The 22,219-nt window shown below is 36.5% G+C and carries 26 protein-coding genes and 1 pseudogene; 3 read left to right on the forward strand and 24 right to left on the reverse strand.

Features of this window, described 5'->3' with window-relative positions; translation table 11 throughout:
* Positions 1-59 precede the first annotated feature (59 nt).
* Positions 60-1,334: a helix-turn-helix domain-containing protein gene (locus M3197_RS09090; protein WP_251660887.1), complete on the reverse strand. Its 1,275-nt coding sequence runs from the start codon at positions 1,332-1,334 to the stop codon at positions 60-62.
* Positions 1,335-1,909: 575 nt separating this feature from the next.
* Between M3197_RS09090 and M3197_RS09095 the strand changes: the two genes are divergently transcribed.
* Positions 1,910-3,115 carry an MFS transporter gene (locus tag M3197_RS09095; RefSeq protein WP_251660888.1) on the forward strand — a complete coding sequence of 402 codons (1,206 nt, stop codon included), beginning with the start codon at positions 1,910-1,912 and terminating at the stop codon, positions 3,113-3,115.
* A gap of 240 nt (positions 3,116-3,355) precedes the next feature.
* Here the strand turns inward: M3197_RS09095 and M3197_RS09100 are convergent, their stop codons facing one another.
* The 6 genes from M3197_RS09100 to M3197_RS09125 all read right to left on the reverse strand — a co-directional run bounded on the left by M3197_RS09100 (position 3,356) and on the right by M3197_RS09125 (position 6,946).
* Positions 3,356-3,829, reverse strand: coding sequence for a GNAT family N-acetyltransferase (locus tag M3197_RS09100; RefSeq protein WP_251660890.1), 474 nt, complete (start codon positions 3,827-3,829; stop codon positions 3,356-3,358).
* Positions 3,830-3,938: 109 nt separating this feature from the next.
* The gene (locus tag M3197_RS09105) at positions 3,939-4,412 is read right to left on the reverse strand and encodes a hypothetical protein (protein ID WP_251660892.1); all 474 of its coding nucleotides are present in this window, start codon (positions 4,410-4,412) and stop codon (positions 3,939-3,941) included.
* A 128-nt stretch (positions 4,413-4,540) separates the two neighbouring features.
* A complete protein-coding gene (locus M3197_RS09110; RefSeq protein WP_349774112.1) occupies positions 4,541-4,936 on the reverse strand; it encodes a DUF5071 domain-containing protein in 396 nt (131 codons plus the stop codon).
* A 483-nt stretch (positions 4,937-5,419) separates the two neighbouring features.
* Positions 5,420-6,088 carry a DNA alkylation repair protein gene (locus tag M3197_RS09115; RefSeq protein ID WP_251660896.1) on the reverse strand — a complete coding sequence of 223 codons (669 nt, stop codon included), beginning with the start codon at positions 6,086-6,088 and terminating at the stop codon, positions 5,420-5,422.
* Between the two features lie 98 nt (positions 6,089-6,186).
* On the reverse strand, positions 6,187-6,609 hold the full coding sequence (locus tag M3197_RS09120) for a DUF1801 domain-containing protein (protein ID WP_251660898.1): 423 nt from the start codon (positions 6,607-6,609) through the stop codon (positions 6,187-6,189).
* A gap of 100 nt (positions 6,610-6,709) precedes the next feature.
* Positions 6,710-6,946, reverse strand: coding sequence for a hypothetical protein (locus M3197_RS09125; protein WP_251660900.1), 237 nt, complete (start codon positions 6,944-6,946; stop codon positions 6,710-6,712).
* 62 nt (positions 6,947-7,008) lie between these two features.
* Between M3197_RS09125 and M3197_RS09130 the strand changes: the two are divergent.
* Positions 7,009-7,628: pseudogene (locus M3197_RS09130) on the forward strand (LysE/ArgO family amino acid transporter).
* A 279-nt stretch (positions 7,629-7,907) separates the two neighbouring features.
* Here the strand turns inward: M3197_RS09130 and M3197_RS09135 are convergent.
* From M3197_RS09135 to M3197_RS09210, 16 genes are all read right to left on the reverse strand, one after another.
* Entirely contained in the window at positions 7,908-8,930 is a 1,023-nt protein-coding gene (locus M3197_RS09135) for a DUF4179 domain-containing protein (protein ID WP_251660903.1), read from the reverse strand.
* A complete protein-coding gene (locus tag M3197_RS09140; RefSeq protein WP_251660905.1) occupies positions 8,923-9,456 on the reverse strand; it encodes a sigma-70 family RNA polymerase sigma factor in 534 nt (177 codons plus the stop codon). The genes M3197_RS09135 and M3197_RS09140 overlap by 8 nt, the downstream gene beginning before the upstream one ends.
* Before the next feature lie 350 nt (positions 9,457-9,806).
* Complete coding sequence (locus M3197_RS09145; RefSeq protein WP_251660906.1) at positions 9,807-10,067, reverse strand: hypothetical protein; 261 nt, start codon at positions 10,065-10,067, stop codon at positions 9,807-9,809.
* 145 nt (positions 10,068-10,212) lie between these two features.
* On the reverse strand, positions 10,213-10,404 hold the full coding sequence (locus M3197_RS09150) for a hypothetical protein (protein WP_251660907.1): 192 nt from the start codon (positions 10,402-10,404) through the stop codon (positions 10,213-10,215).
* 160 nt (positions 10,405-10,564) lie between these two features.
* Entirely contained in the window at positions 10,565-12,031 is a 1,467-nt protein-coding gene (locus M3197_RS09155) for an amidase family protein (RefSeq protein ID WP_251660909.1), read from the reverse strand.
* Positions 12,032-12,153: 122 nt separating this feature from the next.
* Positions 12,154-12,366: a hypothetical protein gene (locus tag M3197_RS09160; protein WP_251660911.1), complete on the reverse strand. Its 213-nt coding sequence runs from the start codon at positions 12,364-12,366 to the stop codon at positions 12,154-12,156.
* A gap of 723 nt (positions 12,367-13,089) precedes the next feature.
* Positions 13,090-13,350 carry a YolC/YozM family protein gene (locus tag M3197_RS09165; protein ID WP_490723208.1) on the reverse strand — a complete coding sequence of 87 codons (261 nt, stop codon included), beginning with the start codon at positions 13,348-13,350 and terminating at the stop codon, positions 13,090-13,092.
* Positions 13,351-13,460: 110 nt separating this feature from the next.
* On the reverse strand, positions 13,461-14,135 hold the full coding sequence (locus M3197_RS09170) for a M15 family metallopeptidase (RefSeq protein WP_251660915.1): 675 nt from the start codon (positions 14,133-14,135) through the stop codon (positions 13,461-13,463).
* 850 nt (positions 14,136-14,985) lie between these two features.
* Positions 14,986-15,465: a GNAT family N-acetyltransferase gene (locus M3197_RS09175; protein ID WP_251660917.1), complete on the reverse strand. Its 480-nt coding sequence runs from the start codon at positions 15,463-15,465 to the stop codon at positions 14,986-14,988.
* Between the two features lie 76 nt (positions 15,466-15,541).
* Positions 15,542-15,808 carry a hypothetical protein gene (locus M3197_RS09180; protein ID WP_349774113.1) on the reverse strand — a complete coding sequence of 89 codons (267 nt, stop codon included), beginning with the start codon at positions 15,806-15,808 and terminating at the stop codon, positions 15,542-15,544.
* 218 nt (positions 15,809-16,026) lie between these two features.
* Complete coding sequence (locus tag M3197_RS09185; protein ID WP_251660919.1) at positions 16,027-16,803, reverse strand: hypothetical protein; 777 nt, start codon at positions 16,801-16,803, stop codon at positions 16,027-16,029.
* A 151-nt stretch (positions 16,804-16,954) separates the two neighbouring features.
* Positions 16,955-17,521, reverse strand: coding sequence for a 2-phosphoglycerate kinase (locus tag M3197_RS09190; protein WP_251660921.1), 567 nt, complete (start codon positions 17,519-17,521; stop codon positions 16,955-16,957).
* Positions 17,522-17,909: 388 nt separating this feature from the next.
* The gene (locus tag M3197_RS09195) at positions 17,910-18,365 is read right to left on the reverse strand and encodes a DinB family protein (RefSeq protein WP_251661045.1); all 456 of its coding nucleotides are present in this window, start codon (positions 18,363-18,365) and stop codon (positions 17,910-17,912) included.
* Positions 18,366-18,784: 419 nt separating this feature from the next.
* Positions 18,785-19,381, reverse strand: a complete 597-nt coding sequence (locus tag M3197_RS09200; protein ID WP_251660923.1) for a class I SAM-dependent methyltransferase — start codon at positions 19,379-19,381, stop codon at positions 18,785-18,787.
* 165 nt (positions 19,382-19,546) lie between these two features.
* Entirely contained in the window at positions 19,547-20,929 is a 1,383-nt protein-coding gene (locus M3197_RS09205) for a leucyl aminopeptidase family protein (protein ID WP_251660925.1), read from the reverse strand.
* Positions 20,930-21,055: 126 nt separating this feature from the next.
* Positions 21,056-21,286 carry a hypothetical protein gene (locus M3197_RS09210; RefSeq protein WP_251660927.1) on the reverse strand — a complete coding sequence of 77 codons (231 nt, stop codon included), beginning with the start codon at positions 21,284-21,286 and terminating at the stop codon, positions 21,056-21,058.
* A gap of 136 nt (positions 21,287-21,422) precedes the next feature.
* Between M3197_RS09210 and M3197_RS09215 the strand changes: the two genes are divergently transcribed.
* Entirely contained in the window at positions 21,423-21,854 is a 432-nt protein-coding gene (locus M3197_RS09215) for a YaiI/YqxD family protein (protein ID WP_251660929.1), read from the forward strand.
* A 65-nt stretch (positions 21,855-21,919) separates the two neighbouring features.
* Here M3197_RS09215 and M3197_RS09220 read toward each other — a convergent pair whose 3' ends face one another.
* Positions 21,920-22,219, reverse strand: coding sequence for an AraC family ligand binding domain-containing protein (locus M3197_RS09220; RefSeq protein WP_251660931.1), 300 nt, complete (start codon positions 22,217-22,219; stop codon positions 21,920-21,922).

A 22,219-nucleotide genomic window follows, 5' to 3' on the forward strand; every position in this document is an offset into this window, starting at 1 on the left:
ACACTTGGTCACTGTGCCAACCTGTACATAAAGAGAAGCTTAAATCGCCATACGTACTTCTAGCTACTCATACGCTGACGTACTTTTTCACTCGCAATCAATGCATGTTTTAAACAGATAGTTGCTTGCTTATAAGCATGAAGTTCCTCATAAAATGCTGCCCATAATGGAGCGTAGTACAATGTAAGTGAATAGTATTCTTGCTGTTTGAAATATGGGAAAACGAGTTCTTCAAGGTCTTTTAACTTTGTGAGTGTAAAGTTCGCATCACTTGCACATTTTAATAAAAGCAGTTGATAGTGATGATGAGTCACGTTAAATCGTTCTTTCGGGTATTCGATAAATAACTGATTTAACATTGCTTCATCCCGTTCTTGATAACTAGCACGCATCCAATTAATAACGGTATGTAAATCTTCGCCAAAGCGATTCGCTTGTTCATAATAGGACATAGCTTCCTTAAATAAGCCCTGACATTCGTAGCAATAGGCAATGTTATTGTAAAGAGAACTCCATTGCCTAGGTGTTTGAATAGCTTCAACATTGCTCAACAAGTCCTGCCCAGCTTCAAACTCTACTAATGCTTCTTGGAATCTATGTAGATCATTCAGAATAACTCCCTTCATTGAATACAACTTTAATTGAAACAATGGTTTGAATTCGTGAGTAAAAACTTGTGTCGCCTTATTAATGTAATCTAGCGCTTGTTGGAATGAATAATAGCGATGATGAGCAAATGCCAAGTGATAAAAATAATTTGCTTGTTCAAAACGGTTGGCAGTATTCATATAATTACTGACATGTTGTTTGTCTTCTCTTAAGATAATCTGGTGGAACTCTAAAAAGGCTAGATGGACATTCGTCGTGATTGCAATATACATTTGGGTGATTCTGTCCTGATGCCAGGTGATAAATGGTTCGATTTTCACAAGTAGCACTCGAGCTTTGTTTATCGCATCCATAGACAACAAGTACCGACAATAAACAAGTCCAGCTACCAAATCGATCTCTTGTTGTAAAATCTCCGTATGATAAGATTCTAATCTCGTTAATTCGTTTTCTGTAAGGCTATCATTTGATAGTAATTTCGCATATATTGTTTCAAGGAAAGAATGCTTCATCTCCAAATTCCCTTTTTCTTGAGCCAGGTCAATCCCTAAGCGGGTTAATAACATTTCATATACTTTTTGTTCAGCGATGACAACACCATTTTCTATACGACTCAAGTAAGATGGTGTGCAAATCCCCACTGATACATCATCTTGCTTTAGTCCTTGTTGCTGACGATGATACTTGATCACCCGTCCCCAGTTCTTTACTTCATGGTCAGTCAAATTTGTCACCTCCACTTCTATTTTATCACAATATTCCATCTCCTTATTGCGTATATGATGATAAACACTAGTACACATCTATCTATTTCCATTGAACTTACACAAATAGAAACAACCATTATTTTGATCGTTATCTCGAACAAAATAATGGTTGTTAAGTTTATCTAATAACCTTTGTTCTGCAAGTGAGGTATATGCCCCTCAACATCAGGTACTGTTGTTTCTATAGTCTAATTTCCATTACCACCTTAACTAATAACGTATTCTACCCTCGAATTAATAGAATGATTAGAAATAGAGAAAAGACTTACATCCGATAGCATTTTGAATTTGATATCTAGGTATGGTTTTAAAGAAGTCAAAATAGACTAGTAATATATTCGGCTTGTTGATATAATGGGAATTATATGAAATTTCTTTCATTCTTACTACCCTTCTTTTAGATAGCAATTCATGAGTTAAAGGTTTTTATGTTTTTACGTATGAAGTTGTTCTAATCAAAGGAGGAATAATACGAGTGTAAAACTACCCTATGAACTTAATTTTTCAAATTTAATTACAAAGGGGTAGTAAGAATGAAAAACCAATCGTTTCGTTTTCTTTGGATCGGCCAAGCAATGGCTAATCTAGGGGATGTTTTTTATATTGTTGGGATCATTTCTGTTTTATATACACTTACTGAGTCGCCTTTTGCATTAGCATTGGTGCCTTTCATCAATATGTTTGGTCGTTTTATAAGTGGAATGATTTCTCCTTGGTTGCTGAATCGATTTCCCTTAAAGACGTTGCTCGTTTACTCGCAAGTATGTAAGACCGTATTGTTAGTTGTCCTATCGATTTTGTTAATCTTTGAAACAACTTCAGGTCTGTTCATCATTTTAATGTTTGTGGGGTCGATTGCCTTTCTAGATGGCTGGGCGGCCCCCGCAAGTCATGCTATGCTACCGCGATTGGTACCAAAAGAACAACTCGTGAAAGCGAACAGTTTCTTCTCGATTGTCTCGGAAACCGTGAATTTAGGTGGCTGGGCACTAGGAGGGATAGCCGTCGCATTAACGAGTGGGCAATTTGTTATTTGGGGTACAGTTGGGTTGTATATCATTGCAACGCTGATGATGTTCGGAATTCGCGATTCGACTCCATTCCAAAAAAAGGAAGCGGAAGGTAAACGAAGTAGTGAGCTTACAGAAGGTTGGCAGATTATATGGAGAAACCCGCTTTTCAGAAGTCTGCATGTGATTATTATTTTTGAGGCAATCGCCAATGTTGTATGGATTGCTTCTATCCTTTATATTTTCGTGTCAGAAGTTCTCGGTCAAACGGAAGCTTGGTGGGGGTACATTAATACAGCCTTCTTCTTAGGCATGATAATTGGTGGGGTCATCTGCTCTCGATTTGTACGTGGGATTGAATACAATCTACAACGCTTGCTTATTCTGTCTTCATTCGGCATTAGCGTGGTCACCCTCCTTTTCGGAGTAACCTCCATTCCTTGGATTGCTATTCTACTTGTTATAGGGAATGGAATTGTTCAGCAAGTGAAAGGCATTGTTAGTGAGACAATGATTCAAAAATCTGCAACTACTGAAGAACTTCCTAAGATTTATGCCGTTCAAAGTGCTTTAATATCACTGTTATTCGGTATTTCCTCATTAAGTTTCGGAGCGATTGCAGAGCTTTGGGATGTTAGGTTAACATTTATTCTTGCAGCAATTTTGTTAGGCCTCGGGGCTGTATTCGCAGTAATTCGTCGAGGTGATTTTATTATTACAAGTGAATAATAGTCTTAAAAAACTTACCACATAAATGAACTAATAAAGACTATCTACAATATGATACTATATTTTTAAAGTGGTGGTCGTAAATGGAATCCAAGATAGAATCCAGATAATGAATCTATTGCGATTAAATTAAAAAGGATGGCAATTGCCATCCTTTTGCTATTTCTATACCTCGTTAGTACTTATTGAGGCAATGAGTAAATCGCTTATAAAAAATTGTCCCCTAATCGCTTAAAGTTACTATAATCGCAAAGTCATCTTCCTACTGAGATTTTCCATTGCTAAACTTTCATAAAAAGTAATAGCTTTCTCATTAAACTCCCAAACAGTTAATTCTAATGAGGATCCCCCCTTATTTTTAGCCCATTCCACACACGCATTAAATAATGCTCTTCCAATTCCTCTTCTTTGACAACTGCTTTTAACACCAAAATCATTCATGTAGGCAAAAGTCCTTGGCGTCATAGACTGAAATGGTGGTGACTCGTTCAGTTCCATTACTGCATACCCAACTACTTCTACACCTATTTTCGCGACCAAAATATCAGTTTTTGGATCTTCCAATAATTTGCGAAAGTAGCTTTCAGGCATTACTTGATCAACCTTAGTAAAAATATAGGGTAATGCTTTTGAATGTTCGTCCTGTCCATCTTTAACAATCAAGTTAATATCGTAGAACTCATCAATACTAGCTATTTTTATATTAATTTCCATTCAAATCCTCTACCTTCCTACATGATTATAAATCTGCAACTCTCCTTTAAATTCACGACTTATTTTATGGGGATTGACACGATTCTTTTTGAAGAATTGCCCCGTTAGTTCAATATGAATTCACTCTATTCCCATGAGTTTTGGACTGGATAATATAACCACCTTCAGCTTTATATTGTCCCACCATAAAATCTTTTGTATTAATTAAATCTTGGAAAACAGTTGGGATTGTGCAATTCCAGTTCAAACTTTCTACTTTAAGAGGGAATTTATCTTCATTTGGATTTGGTGTATGAATAAAAACTGCATCACTACCTGCGTTTTCATCGTCAATATGAACCCAGGATTGGTATGGTTTTTTTATAGTTTCAAGCTTTTTTAATATATTTTTATATAAGTCTATATGTGCCTGAATTTGTTTTCTTCGTAATCTCAAACTATGATTTCCATATCCAGAAAAATCGAGATGGTTATGCCATAAGTCAAACCAAGCATCATTATCACATTGTAAATTACAATCTTCTAATGTTACTTCTCTCGATAAATTACGAAACCACCGTCTTTTCCCCCGGAACTTTTTCAAACAAACCCTCCTAGGTATATTTTTTCGTATTTACCTAAATTCTCGACTCCTGATTGAACTAGCTTTTTCCGTTTTAAAGGGAATACTTAATCCCTTAATCGGCTCGTTGGTTGTATAAACAACTTATTTTACAGGGCTTCTAAAATTTCTTTTGCAATTTCAGCAAGTTCTTCAAAGAGCTCATTTTTTGTAGGTGTTTTGGTCACCCTTGTTAAATACTCTTCAAACTGAACTTTTGACTCTACTGGCAATTCAACAACTAAAAAGTGTAGAATAAACCACTTCCAGTTATCATCATCGGAAGCTAACACATCTTGCACATGTGGGACGATTTCCTCTGGAAAGGTTAAAAGTATTTTCACTACACTTGGTGCCACTGGCCAATTTATATCTTGAATCCATTCGAGTAAACCAGGTAATAATGGTAATATTTCATCTCTATCCATTTTTTTAATCATTTCAACACGACCATCATCGTACTTATGTCTAGGCAAGAGATCTGTATAGCTTTCGATATGTATCACTCCCTAGGATTATCATATATGGCTGGAAATTATTATTTCAAAATTCCCGTCCTCTTAGCCTATAATTCAAATAATTGTTAATCCTTGTTAAAGAATCTGGACCTTTAGCGGCATAATCCTTATTCCAGAATTGCCCCCCCATTGAAGTGCATACCCTTCTAATTTCTTATATTCCTCTAATACATCTAAGAACACTTAACATTTTTCCATTCCATTAGAAATTCTTCCTCTGAAGTCTGTTCATCTAATGAAAAGTATCGAAGTACTGCACAGCTGGAAAGTTATTCTTCTTGAGAATCAGCGCTCTGCAGATTTAAAATGCAATAGTGGTTAATCCTTTACATCTTCCTCTCATATTTCACTAATCAGTCGCAATACCCGTTGTTTTCTAAATATTTAGGTCCAAGCTCAATACAATTTTCACGTTAAGTCTTTAAATTCATTTATTATTCACCTTAATCCCTACTACTATTTCAGAGGTAACTACTTATTACGTCGTTTGTTCACTTCAATCACTATGAACTCTGGTAAATAGCTAGGAGTACATCCTTTACCTACTTTTTCATTTTTGTAAAGACCCGTTTTCTCCCCAAGTTTCATACAACGTGCACGATTCTTTTCATCATAAACCCCTATCCAGCCCGCGGTGAAATTCATAGCCCATTGAACTTCTGGTTCTTCTTGCGTAATAGTAGCTTCTATTGCAGATAGCAAGTCTGCCGTGTTATCAGGCGGTGTTTGTCCAGTCCATCTCAATCTCCCTTGATAATACCAAAAAGCTCGCCTTTGAAGAGCAGAAGGACTATTTTCCCACGACTCCATCCATGCGATTTTCTTCTTGTCTTTGGTGAGCTGATTAGCCATTAACCAATCCATTAAATTATTCCGCTCTTTAAACGTGTGAGTCTGCATATCTTTATCAAGCTCATTTAGCACATCTTTTGAAAGAAGTTTTTTGTCCATAAGTAAGATCGCTAATAGTCTGGGCAAAAACTCTTCGGTTGACCACAGTTCCATAGCTAGTTCGTGATCTTTTTTAATGTCCTTTGCGATTTTTCGTAAGTCGCCTAGTTTAGTGTTCCTATTGATCTGAGATAGAATATTTTCCGCTTTTGAAGAGCGTTTTATTTCTGTATCATTTTTTTCATCCATTTTATCCGCCTCCCTATATTAAGCCCTTAGTTGTTGAATAATAGAAATGACGCATGTTCTACAAGCGTTCATGTCTGCGGAATAACTTAATCTTAACTTCATTCATTAGGATATAGATTCCGGTACTTTCCTACTGTATGTTTAATTAAATCTTTTAAAACATTGGTATCGATATCAGCCAATTTATTTACATAAATACAAGCCTTACTCTTCGTGTATTTACCGAAGTTTTCTAATAGCTCTTCTCTTTCTTCACTTTCATAATCCAAATAAAGACTTATCTTTGCCTTCCTTGGTGAAAACCCCACTAAAGGCGAATCCCCTTCGCGTCCTGATGCATATTTATAGTGATAGTTGCCAAAGCCTATTATACTTGTCCCCCACATTTTGGCCTCGTAACCAGTCACCTCTTCAAAGATTTCTAATAACTGATAGGCATCTGCCTTCTTCTTTTCATTTTCCACACTTTCTATAAAGCCCGTTACAATATTGTCGTTTTCTTTCATCTTCGGTTCATACATATATACGGTCTCCTCTCTGGTTTTCTGAAAATATACTTGTTTTAACGATTTGCATTAGATTCTATCTATCCATCAGCTGTCAATTCCTCAAGTGCAGTGACTATAGTACATCGGTTACTTCATAATGTTTTGCTAAAATTCGTTGTAATGGTATTTTCGTACCGATTGTCCATTTCCATTCAATATTTTCAGCTTCATATAATTCAAGATTTGCTGATATAGAAATATTGAGATTGACTTTTGTGGTTTCCATTCCATTTCTAATACATTCCTTCTCTCCTCTTAATTCTCCTCTTTCTTTAATCGTATCAAAATGGTTTGGCTCATTTCCATCCAACTGATTGAAGACATATAAAGAAATATTCGTTATTCTTACTATACGATTAGCAGGGGAACATAGTGGAACCATTACTTCACGGAATAATGCTGGCTTTTGGTTTAATTTTGCCTTTAGGCATACAAACTGTTTATATTTTTAACCAAGGGGCCACTCATAAGAAATTTACCCATGCATTGACTGCTGTTATTACTGCAGGTTTTTGTGACTCATTACTCATTTCATTGGCAGTCGGTGGGGTATCTATTATTATTTTTAGCATAGAGTGGCTAAGAACAGTCATGTTTTGTATTGGGGTTCTCTTCTTAACATACATGGGGTGGTTAATTTGGAAAGATAATCCAGAACTAAAGAAACAACAAGAATCCAGTCCTTTCTCTTCAAAACGTCAAATAGTATTTGCAGCTTCTGTCTCATTATTGAATCCTCATGCTATTCTGGACACAATAGGGGTGATTGGAACAAGTTCATTAGTCTATACAGGATTTGATAAATGGATTTTCACGTTAACCTGTATCCTGATTTCTTGGATTTGGTTCTTTTCATTAGCTATTACCGGAAAAAAATTGGTCAAATCGACACCAGTGGAAAATTGTTAAAGCGTATGAATCAAATTTCCGCTCTGATTATTTGGGGGTTGGCCATGTATATGGGCTATCAGCTATTTGTAACAGGAGAATAATAAGATTGTGCAGAGTTAAAAAACGAATACTCAGATAAAAATTTCTGAGTATTCGTCTATGTGTAAAACCTATTCAATTTCCCCCCCGATTTAATTAACAACAATCATCTTCACATACCGAAAGTGATTCCTAAGCTATCTGGTCTGATTGCCATATAGACGAAATTGCTTGTTAAGCAAATACGTCCGTTTATTATTCACAAGATTCTTATAAGCTTTTAACCATTCTTGCGTTAGCTTAAGATATTCCCTAGAATAAGTAATTTAGCAAACAAAGTTTTATTTACTCTCACTTAAAGGAACGAGTAATTCTAGTTCCTTTATTTCCTTACTAAAACCTTCAATATTTGAATGACTTGGCTTAAGTGTAAATGATTTTGGTCTTGTATCCATCGGAGGTAAAGTCAATACCATGTGATGACCATAGGTACCAGCAGCCATACCTGTTTGTAGTTTCAGTTTATCATATATATGACCGTTATCATCGACAACGCTGAAATCAAACCATGGCCAGCTATCATTTTCATCCATTTCTATAGGGTAATCAATTGTGAGATCAATTCTTGTCGATAGAGGTGAAAATGTTACTTTGTCTGCTGTAATTAAAACTTCATCATGCATTTCAGTTGTAACTTCCGGATAAATCTCAGTTACATCACCTTTTACTTTTTCAAGCTGGAAATCCACCATCAATTTGCCCTCATAGCCAAATAGGTTTTCTCCATGGACGGCAATCTCAACTTTTTCGCCAAACTCATTAAAATTAGAAAAGGTAAATTGATGATGTTCAATTATTGTTTTCGAATTCACATCATTTTGCCCTGTAGAACCCATTGCCGGCTTAATCGGTTCTCCATTAATTGTTATATAATTATGCCCGACAACTTCTTCTTTCATCGATAAGTCTTTTTCTCCCGCATAAACCACTGTGACGATTAACCGGTTACCATCATATGCCGCCTCTTTTACAGTCATTGTTAAGCCATTTTTGCTATCTTGTTTATCAATTATTGTCGTAAGTTTGTTGTCTTCAATTTCATCTGACGCAATGTCTTTGAAATCCTTATAAATCGGTCCGATAAGAGGAATATTTGATAGTGCTTCTGCCATTCCTGTTGAAACAAATCCAGAACCAAGCAGAGTTATACATAATCCACAAGCAACCAAAATTGAACGCTTAGTGTTACTGCCTACTTTTCTTTTTTTTCTTGCTCGAAATATAGCCGCATTCTCCCTCGCCATTAGCTTTTCAACAGGAACATTTATCTTTTCCATAGATTGCGTAAATTTGTCTTTATTCATAAAGATAACCCTCCTTTAAAATAGGTCTTAGCTCTTTTTTCGCTCTGTTTAAGTGCGATTTTACAGTTCCTTCCGGATAATTCATGAGTTTGGCAATTTCCTTAATGGACAGATCGTGATAATACCTCAAAAGAATTATGGTTTTAGCAGTTGGATTTATGAATTTGAGGGACTCTGATAGGTCTGCCGAATGCGTAATAAAATCAAAGTTTTCAGAAGCGTATAATTCAGTAAAGATCTCCTCATTGTCTGTAGTAAAATGGCGAGACTCTTTTCGAATAAAATCAACCGCTTTAAAAATTAGAATCTTTGTAATCCAACTAGAAAAACTTTCCGGCTTTTTTAATGTCCTTATTGAAATATAGGCTGTATAAATTGTTTCTTGGTAAACATCAAGAGCATCTTGTTCATTTCTGACGTATGCAAAAGCTGTTCTATACAGTTTTTGTCGCACAGAACTAATCAGTTGTTCAAATGATACATCATCACCTCTTTTTGCCTTTTTCACTAGTTTTGTTATATCCATTTTGGTTCTCCTCTCCGTTATACAAGATAGTCGATTGAGGAAGTAAATCGGTTGCAAATTTTTAAACAAACAACATTTTCACTTCATCTACAAGCTAGTTCAAGTTCTATAATTACAAGCTTCTTAGATATCTCTAACGAAACAAAAACGTCTACTACAACATACTAATCGAAAACAAAATAGCCTAATTCCTCTGTTTTAGCGAGGAACCAGACTATTGAATATTCACAAGACTGCCCATTTGAGGGTGCACCCTAATTTATTACTGCCCCTATGTATTGCCAATGACATGACTCACTTTTTAGTCTTAAACTTAACAAAATACATAACCACAATTACTATGAGTGAACTTAATATGGAATAACGTGCGAGACTAAAGAAAAATTAAAAAATAATTTTTTCTCTCTGTAATCGGACAATCTAATCTTTTCACCAGATAAACTTTGTATCCCAAATTCAGGAGCTACTTGATTGTTTTCAAGAACTATATTTAAATCACTACTCAACACTTCGGATTCACCAAGAGCTGTCACGTATCCCTTTTCAAAAAAGTAAATGAGTTCATGTTCATGGTCATGTTCTTCAACAGCAATTAAATCATTAAACAACACTCTTTAAGTGGTGTATCGTAAAATCGCATTTTAAGATATCTCCTTTACTAGGTCTGCTCTGTAAAATGGCCATATTGCTGAACGCGGACAAATTCTTGTTGCGAAATTGCCCACGATTATAAAAAGTATAAAAAGTTTTTTTCCACTAGTTTCTGCTCATTTTAGCATTTCCAGATTTACTTTGAGGATGATTTTTCTTTTGGTTTAAAATTATTAAAGGTATTCCAATAATCGCTGCAATTAAAACCGGAATAAACAGTTTACTCATGAGGCTATAAAGCAACACGACAGTAAAAATCACAACGATTAAAGAGTGAGAAGCATAGTATTTTTTCAATTTAATTCCTTCCTTTCTTCATTTTTATGTGGACCTAGTGTGGCATGATCCTTATCCCGCAATCGCTCACGTTAGTTGGTTTACTTAATAATAGATTTTATATCCGAAGCGAATTTTTTTAGGGGGTGTATTTCTTTTTGGGCTGAATTATATTTGTCTTCTAGATTAATTTTGGGCTTTTCCGATGTTTTGTAGCTTGTTCAAAAGCATACGCTAATTTAATTAATATCCCTTCACTAAAGGCGCCACCTGCAAAAGTTATACCAAATGGTCTTCCACTTTCCTTGTATCCAGCAGGTAGAGCTATCGATGGATACGCGGCTTTAGCACAGATTGTTGAACCTATATATGAGGGGAAAAGTATTGCATCAAGATCATACTTTTTCAAAGCAAAATCAATCCCATATTGGGAAAAATATAAATCCTCTAGTTTTGCATTTAAATAGTCCGGATTACTTAACGTATTGGGTAATACAACAATTTCCTCCAACTTATTCTGCCCGTATTTCAATGCTCTGTCTGCAATCCTCTTGTTAAACTGAATCAGTTCACTTATTGAATGTATAGGTAAATGTGAAGGGAGTTTGGAAAGATAATTTTCTAGGCTATGTTTCAACTCCGATAGTAGTACTTCCCTTTTCCACTCTCTATGATAAGAAGGGATTTCTATATCTTCAATGACCAGGGCACCTTCTTCATTTAAGGTCTGTATGGCATGCTCAAACAATTCCGCGTCATATTCTTCAGATTCATAAAACGTTTTAGAACCACCTTTGAATACACCAATTTTCGCTCCATTCAATCCCTGGAGGTCTAAAAATTCCGAATAATCCAATCGTGATATTCCTTCATACTTATGGGTAGCGGGGTCATGTTTATCAACACCAACTAAAGCACCCAATAAAATAGATGCGTCCTTAACAGTTCTTGCCATTGGCCCCGCCGTATCCTGAGAATATGTAAAAGGGATTATACCTTGTCGGCTTATTAAACCCACAGTGGGTTTAATGCCGACTACCGAGTTTTGAATAGCAGGACTAAGAATTGATGCATCTGTTTCAGTCCCTACGGATAATACGGAGAAATTTGCAGCTACAGCCACAGCCGAACCTGAACTTGATCCACCAACAAAAAGATTAGCATCTCCATATGGATTTAATACTTGCCCACCTCTGGAACTATAGCCTGCCCACATTGTATTTGACATCCCATTAGCTAGTTCGGTCATATTAGCCTTACCCAAGATTACTGCACCAGCGTTACGGAGCTTTTCAACAAGGAATGCATCATTACTACTAATATGATTCTCTAATGCAAGTGTTCCTGCACTAGTATGCATTGAATCATTCGTTTCAATATTGTCTTTCAGAACAACAGGAATACCGTGTAAAGGACCTCTAACACCCTTCACCTTTCGTTCATGGTCTAATGCTTCAGCAATGAATATTGCATCAGGATTTATTTCAAGAATAGAATTTATTTTAGGACCATCTTGGTCATACTCTGCTATTCTGTGAAGATAATACATAATCAACTCTTTGGAGGTCACTTCTCCGTTTTCTATGGCTTCTTGAATTTCATTAATAGTTAATTCTTCCTTAAAAAAATTATTAAACTCTATTTCCAATAGTAGGCTCCTTTGTACTTCGTTTTTATTAATAAATAATCATTCTATATTTTTAATATTTTTTTAATTAAATGTCCTTATTGCGACATCGTCGCGTTACTGAAATTCCAACGATTCTGTTATTAAGGATTCATATCGCAATCAAAATTAGTAATACTAAGCCAAGATTTTTCAACTATTGGTAAACCACCTTTGTCGTAACAACCATTAGACATTGCACGATTTTCACTATAAGTAAAATACATTTGTGAAATTACTAAAAAACCAACTACGACTATTAAAGTTGAAATTGTAATTGCCTTTCCCTGATTTGACATCCACTGTTTAATCTTCAAAGTTTAATCACTCCTTCTTATTAAATTATCATAGTGCTTAAAATTGTCCGATTGCTGCACAAACCCCATGCTAGAATCTCGCCCAATTACGGAACAGTCTGCAACCCGTTGATTTCCGTTCCGGGCGGACGCGTTCCGCGGGCACGTCTTCAGCCTCTTCACTACGCTACGCTTCGTTGCGAGGTCTTCAGCTCGCGCTGTTCCCGCTGGAGTCACCGCCTTCCACTCCAATCAACTAGAGTACACTATCAAAAATTCCCACTCTATTAGGAAACGATTATTTTATAAGCAACTCTCCTATGAATGGGGTAACATACCCCAAGACAAACAAAACGATGGCAAGGTAAAGGACAGTTCCAGCTATTGGCAGATACCATTTTTTCTTCTTGGATTTGTATTGGAGCCAATAATTAACTGCCCACAGGACGAACATAAAACCAATAGAACAGTTTCGAAATGCTTTATCGATAGGATCATCTATAGGTGCGCTAACACTAAAACTAGCGATTAGCAAAAAAGACATATAAATCCCAATAGTATAACATTGACGATATGGACGGAAATATGGTAAGAGCTGTTATTCATTAACTCTCCACCCTCGATTATTTACAATCTCATTCTTCTTCATCAAAATGTCCCAATTCTTCAATGCAGGGCGCATATCTTTATTCCAGATAAGCGCCCTATTGTGGTAAATAGTTTATTATAGTCTTACCAAATAATTCACGACCACCGAGAAAATATCTCGATTTCATAGTGCTCTAAATCATCTTTAGACAATTTGGCTTTTAAATACTTTTCAATTTCAGGTATATCATTTTTATCGTATACGTCTATCGTTATAACAGGATCAGTAATGCCAATTTGAGTACTTTGCACTTCATATTTAGCCCACAATGAATCCATAACCAGCTCTGTACTATATGGCTCTTTTTGCACGAACCAAAATACCACAGATATTACAATAACACTCGTTAAAATTATTGATCCTAAGTTTCTTTTAACACCATTTTTTTCTCTTCCTCATTTACTTCTCACAAAATGGCCCTTTTGCTTAAGCTTCTTTCATAATCAATTGGTTAGAATTTATACCTTTAAAACTGTTCCTGCAAATCATGTTCAGAAATAGGATTATAAAGCGACTGATCCACGTTAGTCATAACAGCCCAGTACCTATCACCATACGACCAATGCCACCATTCAGTAAAGTAGTTAACAAAGCCAGCTGACTGAAGAGCATGTGCTAAAATTTGACGATTTCGTATTGCTTGTTCAGTGATATTTTTTGCATCCAAAAAAGTTGCATTTTCCGTTTCATGTGGAATTGCATCGAAAACTGTACCAAGATCTAGTTCAATATTATTTGAATTAATTAAGGTTAAATCTATTGCACCACCTGTTGAATGTGGTGCTACATCTGGGGGTGCCACGTACTTAGATGCCTCACCCCTTAAAAATTCTAAATCATGATTTAAAGTATTTTCTTTCACACGCTGTATCGACCTCTCATAAGCTAACTCTTGAATATGTAATGGTCTATAACCTTCCTTAATTAAAAAACGAATATCTTTTGGAAGAAACTTTTTAGCTACAGTAAGTTTTTCGGCTACGGAAAGGCGAACAAAAGAAAAGTAATGACTTCTGTTGGAAAGTGATTGATCCACTATGATTTCCGAATCAAAGTTGATTAGGTCTACAAATGGCTCTTGAGAAAATGGCACACTAATTTCAGAAACTAATGGATCACTCATTAATATTTTTTTTGCCATTTTGGCTTTCCTTCCTTTCTAATAATGACTTTTTGGAGTATGAACAATACTTCTAAGCAAACTCTTTTTAGATATTAGAACTTTTACACAATCGGTTCGGTTCATTTCAGAATCTGGTTCGTTTGATGCGCAAACCTTGTATTGTTAAAGCCCCCCATTTGGGAACAGTTCTTCTTCAGCAACTTCCCCAGTTTATAAGACAGGCGTTATTGAAATATATCAGGTTCATCTATAACGATACTTCCCGCTATATTAATCTTATCCCAAATCCACATCTGATAAATTCGATCGAGTTCAACTCCTAATTCTTTTTCATCCAGACTTTCATCGATCTCTAATTCTTCAAAAGTAAATATCTCTCTTACCTCAGTGCCTTCGAATGTACTACTGGCAAATGAAAAAGTTACTGTTTTAACCAGTTCACTCCACTCCCACTAATCATACTTTTTTCTAAATCTGGCTCTATTATTGAATAGGTGCAGATCCTATATACCAGAATTGCACCAATTGCTTGCCTATGATATGAATTCACTTTTTAGTATTAAACTTAACAAAATACATCACTACAACTAATAGGAGTACAATTAATATGGAATAAAGTACGAGAACATTAGTCATTTACTTGATTCTATAATTCGCCATAAAAGGAATATTTCCCGTCATAATGTCAGTTTGAAGCAATACTTACTGCTTGCTCTTGTGTTATCTCACTATAATTGTAATCCTTAATAACTCCCCCTTCATATTTCTAATACCTATCTGACCTTCCGCAATCTGGCCTGATTGTTTAATGTGCGCTACTCCTTGTTCCAGACTAGTGCCCAATTTCGGAATATCTATCCTTAAAAAATCACACAAATCCTTGCATTCTGATTACCTTTCCATTCACTTCAAGGCCAATTTCATTCATACCAATTTTACAATAAAATTTAATTGCAGAGATGTTGGTTGGGGATACCCTTAAATGAAATTCATTAATATTATTGTCTTTAAAAAACTCTCTTGCATAGTCATCTAATTTTTGACCTTTGCTCTTGCTCCGTTCCTCTGAAATTAGATAATACAAGTGAACGTAACCTATATTTTTACCCTCGTATTCCCTAATTGTTAATTCAATTTGCCCCACATATTTATTGTCTTCCATAACTAAAACAAAACCATTTGGGTTATCGACTATTTTTTCTTTTAACCAATGTAGGTAATCTTCTTCATCAAAATCAATTCCATCACCAAAACTTACTTCAAACGAATCTCTTCGGAATTTAGTCACTATTTCACGATGCTTTTCTGAATCTAGGTTAATATTTACAAACTGAAGAATGTTTCTCACCCCATTAAAATCACATTTTAATCTTAAAAAAAATGGCCCGATTGGAGGAAAAACCTTATGCGGCAATTCCCCCTTATTAGTTGAATGTCATTTGTTTTTTTGTGATTCTGCTTATTAATTCATCAATTGTTCCATTACTCTTTTTGACACTTGATAAATGATAAAATGTGCTAGTTGTTTCTAAATTATTTAGATCGTCATTTGGTGAATGAAGATATACTTTTTTTCCTTGACCGAGTGCAATTCCAAATTCAATATGGCTTCCTTTTCCAGCTGGCAATAAAACTATAATAAAATCGGCATCTAAAACCGCATTTTTTTCATGGAATCCTATTTCCTTCAAATCTGCAATCGTTGAAGCATCTTCGTTCTTAGTCCAATCATACGTATGAATAAACCCCTTATCTACTAATCTCGTGCTTACATGGCGAACTAAATCAATATTCTTGAGGCTAGATGCTACATAAAACTTTTTAATTTGAATTCCTCCCTACACTTAGATAAAATGGTCCGATTCTGCTATGTAGCTGTTCAGCTAATGCGCTCGTTAACGGCACTCCCTTATGCCGTAAAAGGACCTTTTGTTGAATAAGATATTTTAGGAAACCCAGCCCGACTCCATAACCATAGCGGAGTATGTACATCAATCGGTGCTAATTCGCTTCCTTCAAGAGCTTTTCCCCAAGCAGATGCAACAGTTATTCGGTCATCTACTCCACCATTAAGTACATCTTCTGAACATAATCCCAATTTCACAGTGGCTTTTAGAATATGCGTATCTGGAGCAATAGTAATTAGTTCCCGCGATCTCCAGGAAACTTGTGTATAGCTTTCCAAAACATATAACCAATAATTAAATATCTTTGGACCAGAAAGGTATGGGAATTCTGGCTTTCTTGATACTTGCATTATCTCTTTCAGGGGTGAAATGTCGAATTGAACAGACTCAATTAATCCCTGCACATTTCCTTGTTCCGATGATTTTACAATCCCTTTGGCAACACGTTGCCAAATTTCAGGATGACGATTCGGTTGTAGTCCGACACGATGTAGTAATAACGCTTCACGAAGTTCGTCTGTATTTTTGTTTACAACAAGAATAGGATTAAATATCCACTTCGTTTGTGGATCTTGATATGCGTTAACAACGGACTCCCACAACGAATAAGAATTTCTCTGATAATTTAAGGACATGGCAAGTGTTAAAACATCCATTAGTTCATTTTCTTTAACTACATCAACCAATACATCCTCGGGCATTATTTCTCCGCCTAAAAGTCCATCTGAGTGCATTTGTATCAAAGCATTTACATTTTTTAAAAGTTCGTTATTCTCCACTATATTTCCCCCCAAAAACGATGCTATCTAATTAATTCTCTTATGAATGGCAAACGCCTTCTTCGTCTATATGGCACGTTTGCGGTATAGATGTATTTACTTATTAAGCAATCTCCTCAATAGTTAAATGATTATCAATAGTAGTCTCAATTTATATTAAATCGATTCTCAGTTTTTCAGCATCTATATAGTCATAGACTTCCAATATTTCTTTGTCATAGTCGTTATCGATTTCAAAATATCTAACACCTAATTGCAAGCAGTGTGATTTAAATTCCTTATGTTCCTCGATCAATTCTGTTATCGTTCTCTCTTCTGGCCAACTACGAAGTTCAACAGCATTCCTATATTTCACTATTCTCGCTTCAAAGTTCTCTTGAATATAATTCGTTGAAAAACCTAGAAATACTGAAATAATTTTCTCTGAATAATTGATGTCAAGGTCCTTCAGATAGTGAGGTAATATATAGCAGCCTTCAATGATGAGATGTTGCTCATTCTCAATATTTGTCCTAATGATTCCTTTTATTATTGGCCAAAGCTTATCTCCAATGACTTCCGTGTTATCAAGTGATGTGAATCCACAAAGCCTATCTCCTCTGTACAACCCCATTTTCAAATGATCTATAGAGAGATAAGAAATGTGGTACTTCTCTAACAACTTTTGAGCCATCAAGGTTTTACCTGTACTGCCTACAGCACTTATTAAAATAATCATAAATTACTCCGTTTTAATTTTTTGTACTCCAACCATCGATCATTACACTTAATGGCCGATTGATGAAAGAATCCTTTATGAATATACTTTCTATTGCTTGAAGTGCAGGCGCCGACTCCTGTGGGAACAGCGCGAGCCGAAGACCCTGGACGGAGCGAAGCGAAGGAAGCGGCTGAGGCCGTGCCCGCGGAAAGCGTGCACCGTAACGGAAAGCAACTGTTCATGCTAGCTTGTTATCTTATCCCGTTTGAAGAAAATGCTACTTATTTTAATGTGCTCTGAAGACGGCCGACTTCGTAGGAATCAGCGTGCCGTCTAAAGCGGAATGTAAAAGGTTTTCAGACAGGTTGGCATGATTCTTGAAAACCCTTTACACTTCCTATCATTTTCATGAGTTTCTCATGATTTTCTTAATCAATCTAATTTGGCCACGGTGATTCAATTCATCCTCCATGACATGAAACCATTTGAAATAGTTATTTGTGAGCTCTCCGTCCCAAAATGGCGTTTGTTCAAACAACCAGTTATCGGGCAATGTCCGGAATGTCTCAATAGTCTTTTCTCTCGTCTGCTCCAATTGTTCTAAGTAGAATTCAGCTGGTTTCCCTTTAATTTGTTCCCTTGCTGCAGCGCCAAGTTCCAAGCCTGGATTAAGCACTTTGATGTCCTCTTCCGTATATTCACGTTTCTCAAATGTATTGATTTGATATGCTTTTTCGACAGAATTCATATGCTCAAGAAGCATACCGATGGAGTTTGCTTCATCGTTGATGAGGAAATCCAGTTGTTCAATTGTTAAATCTTTCACTTCAGCTAATGTGGTCACTCTTGTATATTCCATCATGGACAGTAACTTACCATATTCCCATTCGACGCCTTCTTTTTTATCAATTACATATAACTCCTGTTTACTCAATTTGATTTCCCCCTAATGGTTTCTATTTAGTATCACTCATACTCAATCAAATGGCTTGAAGTTTACCATTTTAAAATCCATTTCAAATAGACAGTATTATTGTAACATTTTTAACAATTATTTATTAGATAATATTTCCATTCCTTATCAAATAGTATATAAATACTTTTACAAGAGACATTTTATAAGAGTTCTGTACTCAAATGTAGACGATCTTAACTTCCCCACTTGCTACGCTGATCAAAAAAAACGCATTGCTGAATGAGCAATGCGCTTTTGGTGTATCTGTGGCAATTTTTATCTTCATGTCAACTATTCATTAGTATTAAAAGAGTACTAATAAGTAATTACTTTATACTACTAGATATGAACATGGAAGCATCTTGTTTGATGAAAATACGACGACCATGATGGAATGTTCTAATTTCAGCTGTCTTGAATCCAACTTCTTTCAATATGTTTTTCAACTCTTCATGTGAAAAACCGTTGTGTACTTTCGGATGATCTATTTGTTCGTTTTTATCGAAATCTACTATAATTAGCTTGCCATCCTTATTTAGAATGCTGAATAGTTCTGTTAATATCTTTTTAGTATCTGGAATATGAAGTAAAACTAGTGAGACGACAACGATATCTGCATTTAGTTCTGGTGTTTCTTTCGTAAAGTCTGAGTAAAGAACTGTTGCATTCGGAATTCCTTTTTGCGAAATTTTTCCTTCTGCGATCTCCAACATTTGTTTAGATGAATCTATTAACAAAATAGAATCGACTACCTGTGATAATTCTAAACTGATTAGACCTGTACCACTTCCATAGTCGATTAAAGATTTTGTTTCACTATTTTGTAATTCCTTTTTTATTTCCTGAACGATGATTTTAGCTAATTCCTTTCTTTCTTCTGTATCGTATTTTTTAGCCATCTCTTCAAAGACATTCGTATCCATGTTTCACTCTCCTATTCTAATAAGTCCGCCTATCATAACAGAAATCATATCTAAAGGGACAGATTCACGATTGCATCACATGAAATAAAATCTTTATCCTTCATCTTAGAACCAAAAAAACGCACTGCTGAGAGCAATGCGTTTTGGTCCAACATTCCACTATTGTTACTGAGAAATCTCAACCACATAATCCGCCAATAAACGTGCGCCATACCCTGTTGCTGTTTTAGGATAATATCCCGAGTTTGATGTCTTTTGCATCATTCCTGCCATATCCACATGCAACCAGCGTGTATCTTTAGATACGAAACGGCGTAGGAAGAGCGCTGCTGTAATGGATCCTGCAAAGCTGAGTGAACTGATGTTATTGAAATCTGCATAATCACTTTGCAGGGTTTCATCATACGCATCGATTAACGGCATTGGCCATACCGCATCTCCGTTTTTCGCACCAATTTCTTTCATCTTGGTTGCAAGTTCATCATCACCAAACACACCTGCGATATCAGATCCTAATGCGTTTTCGATTGATCCTGTTAATGTTGCGATGTCCACGACAAAAGCCGCATTCAGTTCGCCCGCACGAATTAATCCATCTGCTAAAATCAAACGGCCTTCTGCATCCGTATTACCAACTTGGACCGTACTACCGTTTTTGTACTGAATGACTTCTCCTGGCAACACAGCTGTATTATCTGGCGTATTTTCAACCATTGGAATGAGCGCCACAACGTTGACATCAGCTTCGCTTTCTACAAGTAGTTTCATAGCTCCTGCAACCGCAGCTGAGCCACCCATGTCCATTCGCATATCACTTAAATCTTTTCCGCTTTTCAAGCTGATTCCGCCCGTATCGAACGTGACGCCTTTACCTACAAGTGCAACTAATGGTTTGGAAGGATTTTTGCAATAAGAGACTTCTACAAATGATGGAGCATATCGGCTTCCTCTGCCGACAGTAAGGACACCATTCATCTTCATCTCTTCTAGCTTCGCTTTGTCATGAACAATTACTTTCGCATCTGTATTTTGGAACACTTCTTTCAGACGGTCTGGATAGGATTCCGGGTTCAATACATCCGATAATTCATTCATCAGATCACGTGAGTACGAGACTGCTTCAGCGCGTTGTTCACCAGTTTGAACAGCTTTTTCAGATGCACCTTCAATTGTTAATTTAGTACAGAACGGTTCTGCATCCGATTTGTACGTTAGGAACTGATAGGCTCCCAAATGCCAGCCTTCTACAAAAGCAGTGACCGCTTCTTCGATTTCTACATCTGAAAATTCATTACCGAGCCCACTAACTTCTATTTTTGCTGAAGCTACTTTCGCACGGCTCAATTCTCTAGCTGCAGTTCCCGCCGTCGCCCGAATAGTTTCCAAGCAACCTGTTTTCCCGCCTTTCACTGACATTACATACCATTGCTGCCCTTCTGAAAAGACTGCACTTCCTGACCCAGCCTTTAATTGGTTTACAAACGTTTTAAGCCCCTCATTCTGTTGAATTACTGCGTCTTGTGAAAAGAGCAACTTCACTTCAGTCATTATCGTTATCCCCATTCTTCTATAGATTCGTTATGTAACTAATAATCCTTCACTAGTGTACCATGTGAAAACAGAGGATTCTAATAATTGATAGCATACAAAAAACCATCCCGAGTAAGGAATGGTTTAACTATTAATGGAGCCCATCGCTCCTGTATCTTGAACTTTGTCAAAATTTCCAGCACCCGTACGTTTCTTAATCTCTTCATCCGAAAGGGGAGGTGTCACTTTTCCTTCTTCCACAGGAGTTTCATCCAGATAATGAGTTTTCTCTAAAGCGCGGTTTTTAGCATCCATCTGCCGTCCATATTCTTCCGCTTCTTCCACAGTCATTTGACTATTCTCAGGTGTATTCAACAAAATCTCTCCCTTCTGATCACTTACTTTTTTTTAAGTATTCCCTATGGAGTTTGATAAAAAACATTCGAAAGACTGAAAAAATGATTTTTTATAGGTTGCTGTGATACGCTCTTATTAAGTGGGGTGAAGAAAGATGAAAATATTAGTCGATGCCGATGGATGTCCTGTTGTTGACATCACCATTAGCACTGCAATGGCCCATCAAATTCCTTGTTTGCTGATTTGCGACACCGCTCACGAAATGGTTCGCGATGGTGCTGAAACAATCGTTGTTTCAAAAGGAGCGGATGCGGTAGACTTTGTTCTTGTGAACCGTATTCAGCCCAAAGACATTGTCGTCACCCAAGATTATGGTCTTGCTGCCATGGCGCTAGCTAAAGGAGGGCGTCCGATTGACCAAAACGGAAGATGGTACACGGATGAAAACATCGATCAGCTGTTGTATTCCCGGCACTTTGCTCAAAAAGTTCGCCAAGCGGGAGGTCGCTTAAAAGGACCTAAAAAACGCTCCGTTGAACAAAACGAAGCGTTTCAAAGTAGCCTTTCGAAGCTTATTTCTCAGTAATTAATTATACGTTTCGTTCAGGCTTGTACTCATAATCCTTTATCTTTCTGCATACCATTATTTCGTTAAGGTGTAATTTGAAGAACGCAAATATCCGAATCGGTCTCTGCGATCAAACTATGTTTCTCGTTAGGGACCATGTGAAGGATAGTTTCCCCTGTGACTGTAGTTGGTGTACCTTCAACCATAAAACGGATTCTCCCTTTTCTAACGATGATCAGTACTTCCCTGTCTGTGTCATGCTCGGACACTTCCTCACCTGCACGCAGCTGGATATTTAATACGTTGGCATTTGGAATCGCACATACTTGTTCTACAGATTTCGCTTTACTGTCAAGTTGCCTTGGCGTTTCAATCAGCTTCAT

It is taken from the genome of Sporosarcina aquimarina (assembly GCF_023715615.1).
In the GTDB taxonomy this organism is placed as follows: Bacteria; Bacillota; Bacilli; order Bacillales_A; family Planococcaceae; genus Sporosarcina; species Sporosarcina aquimarina_A.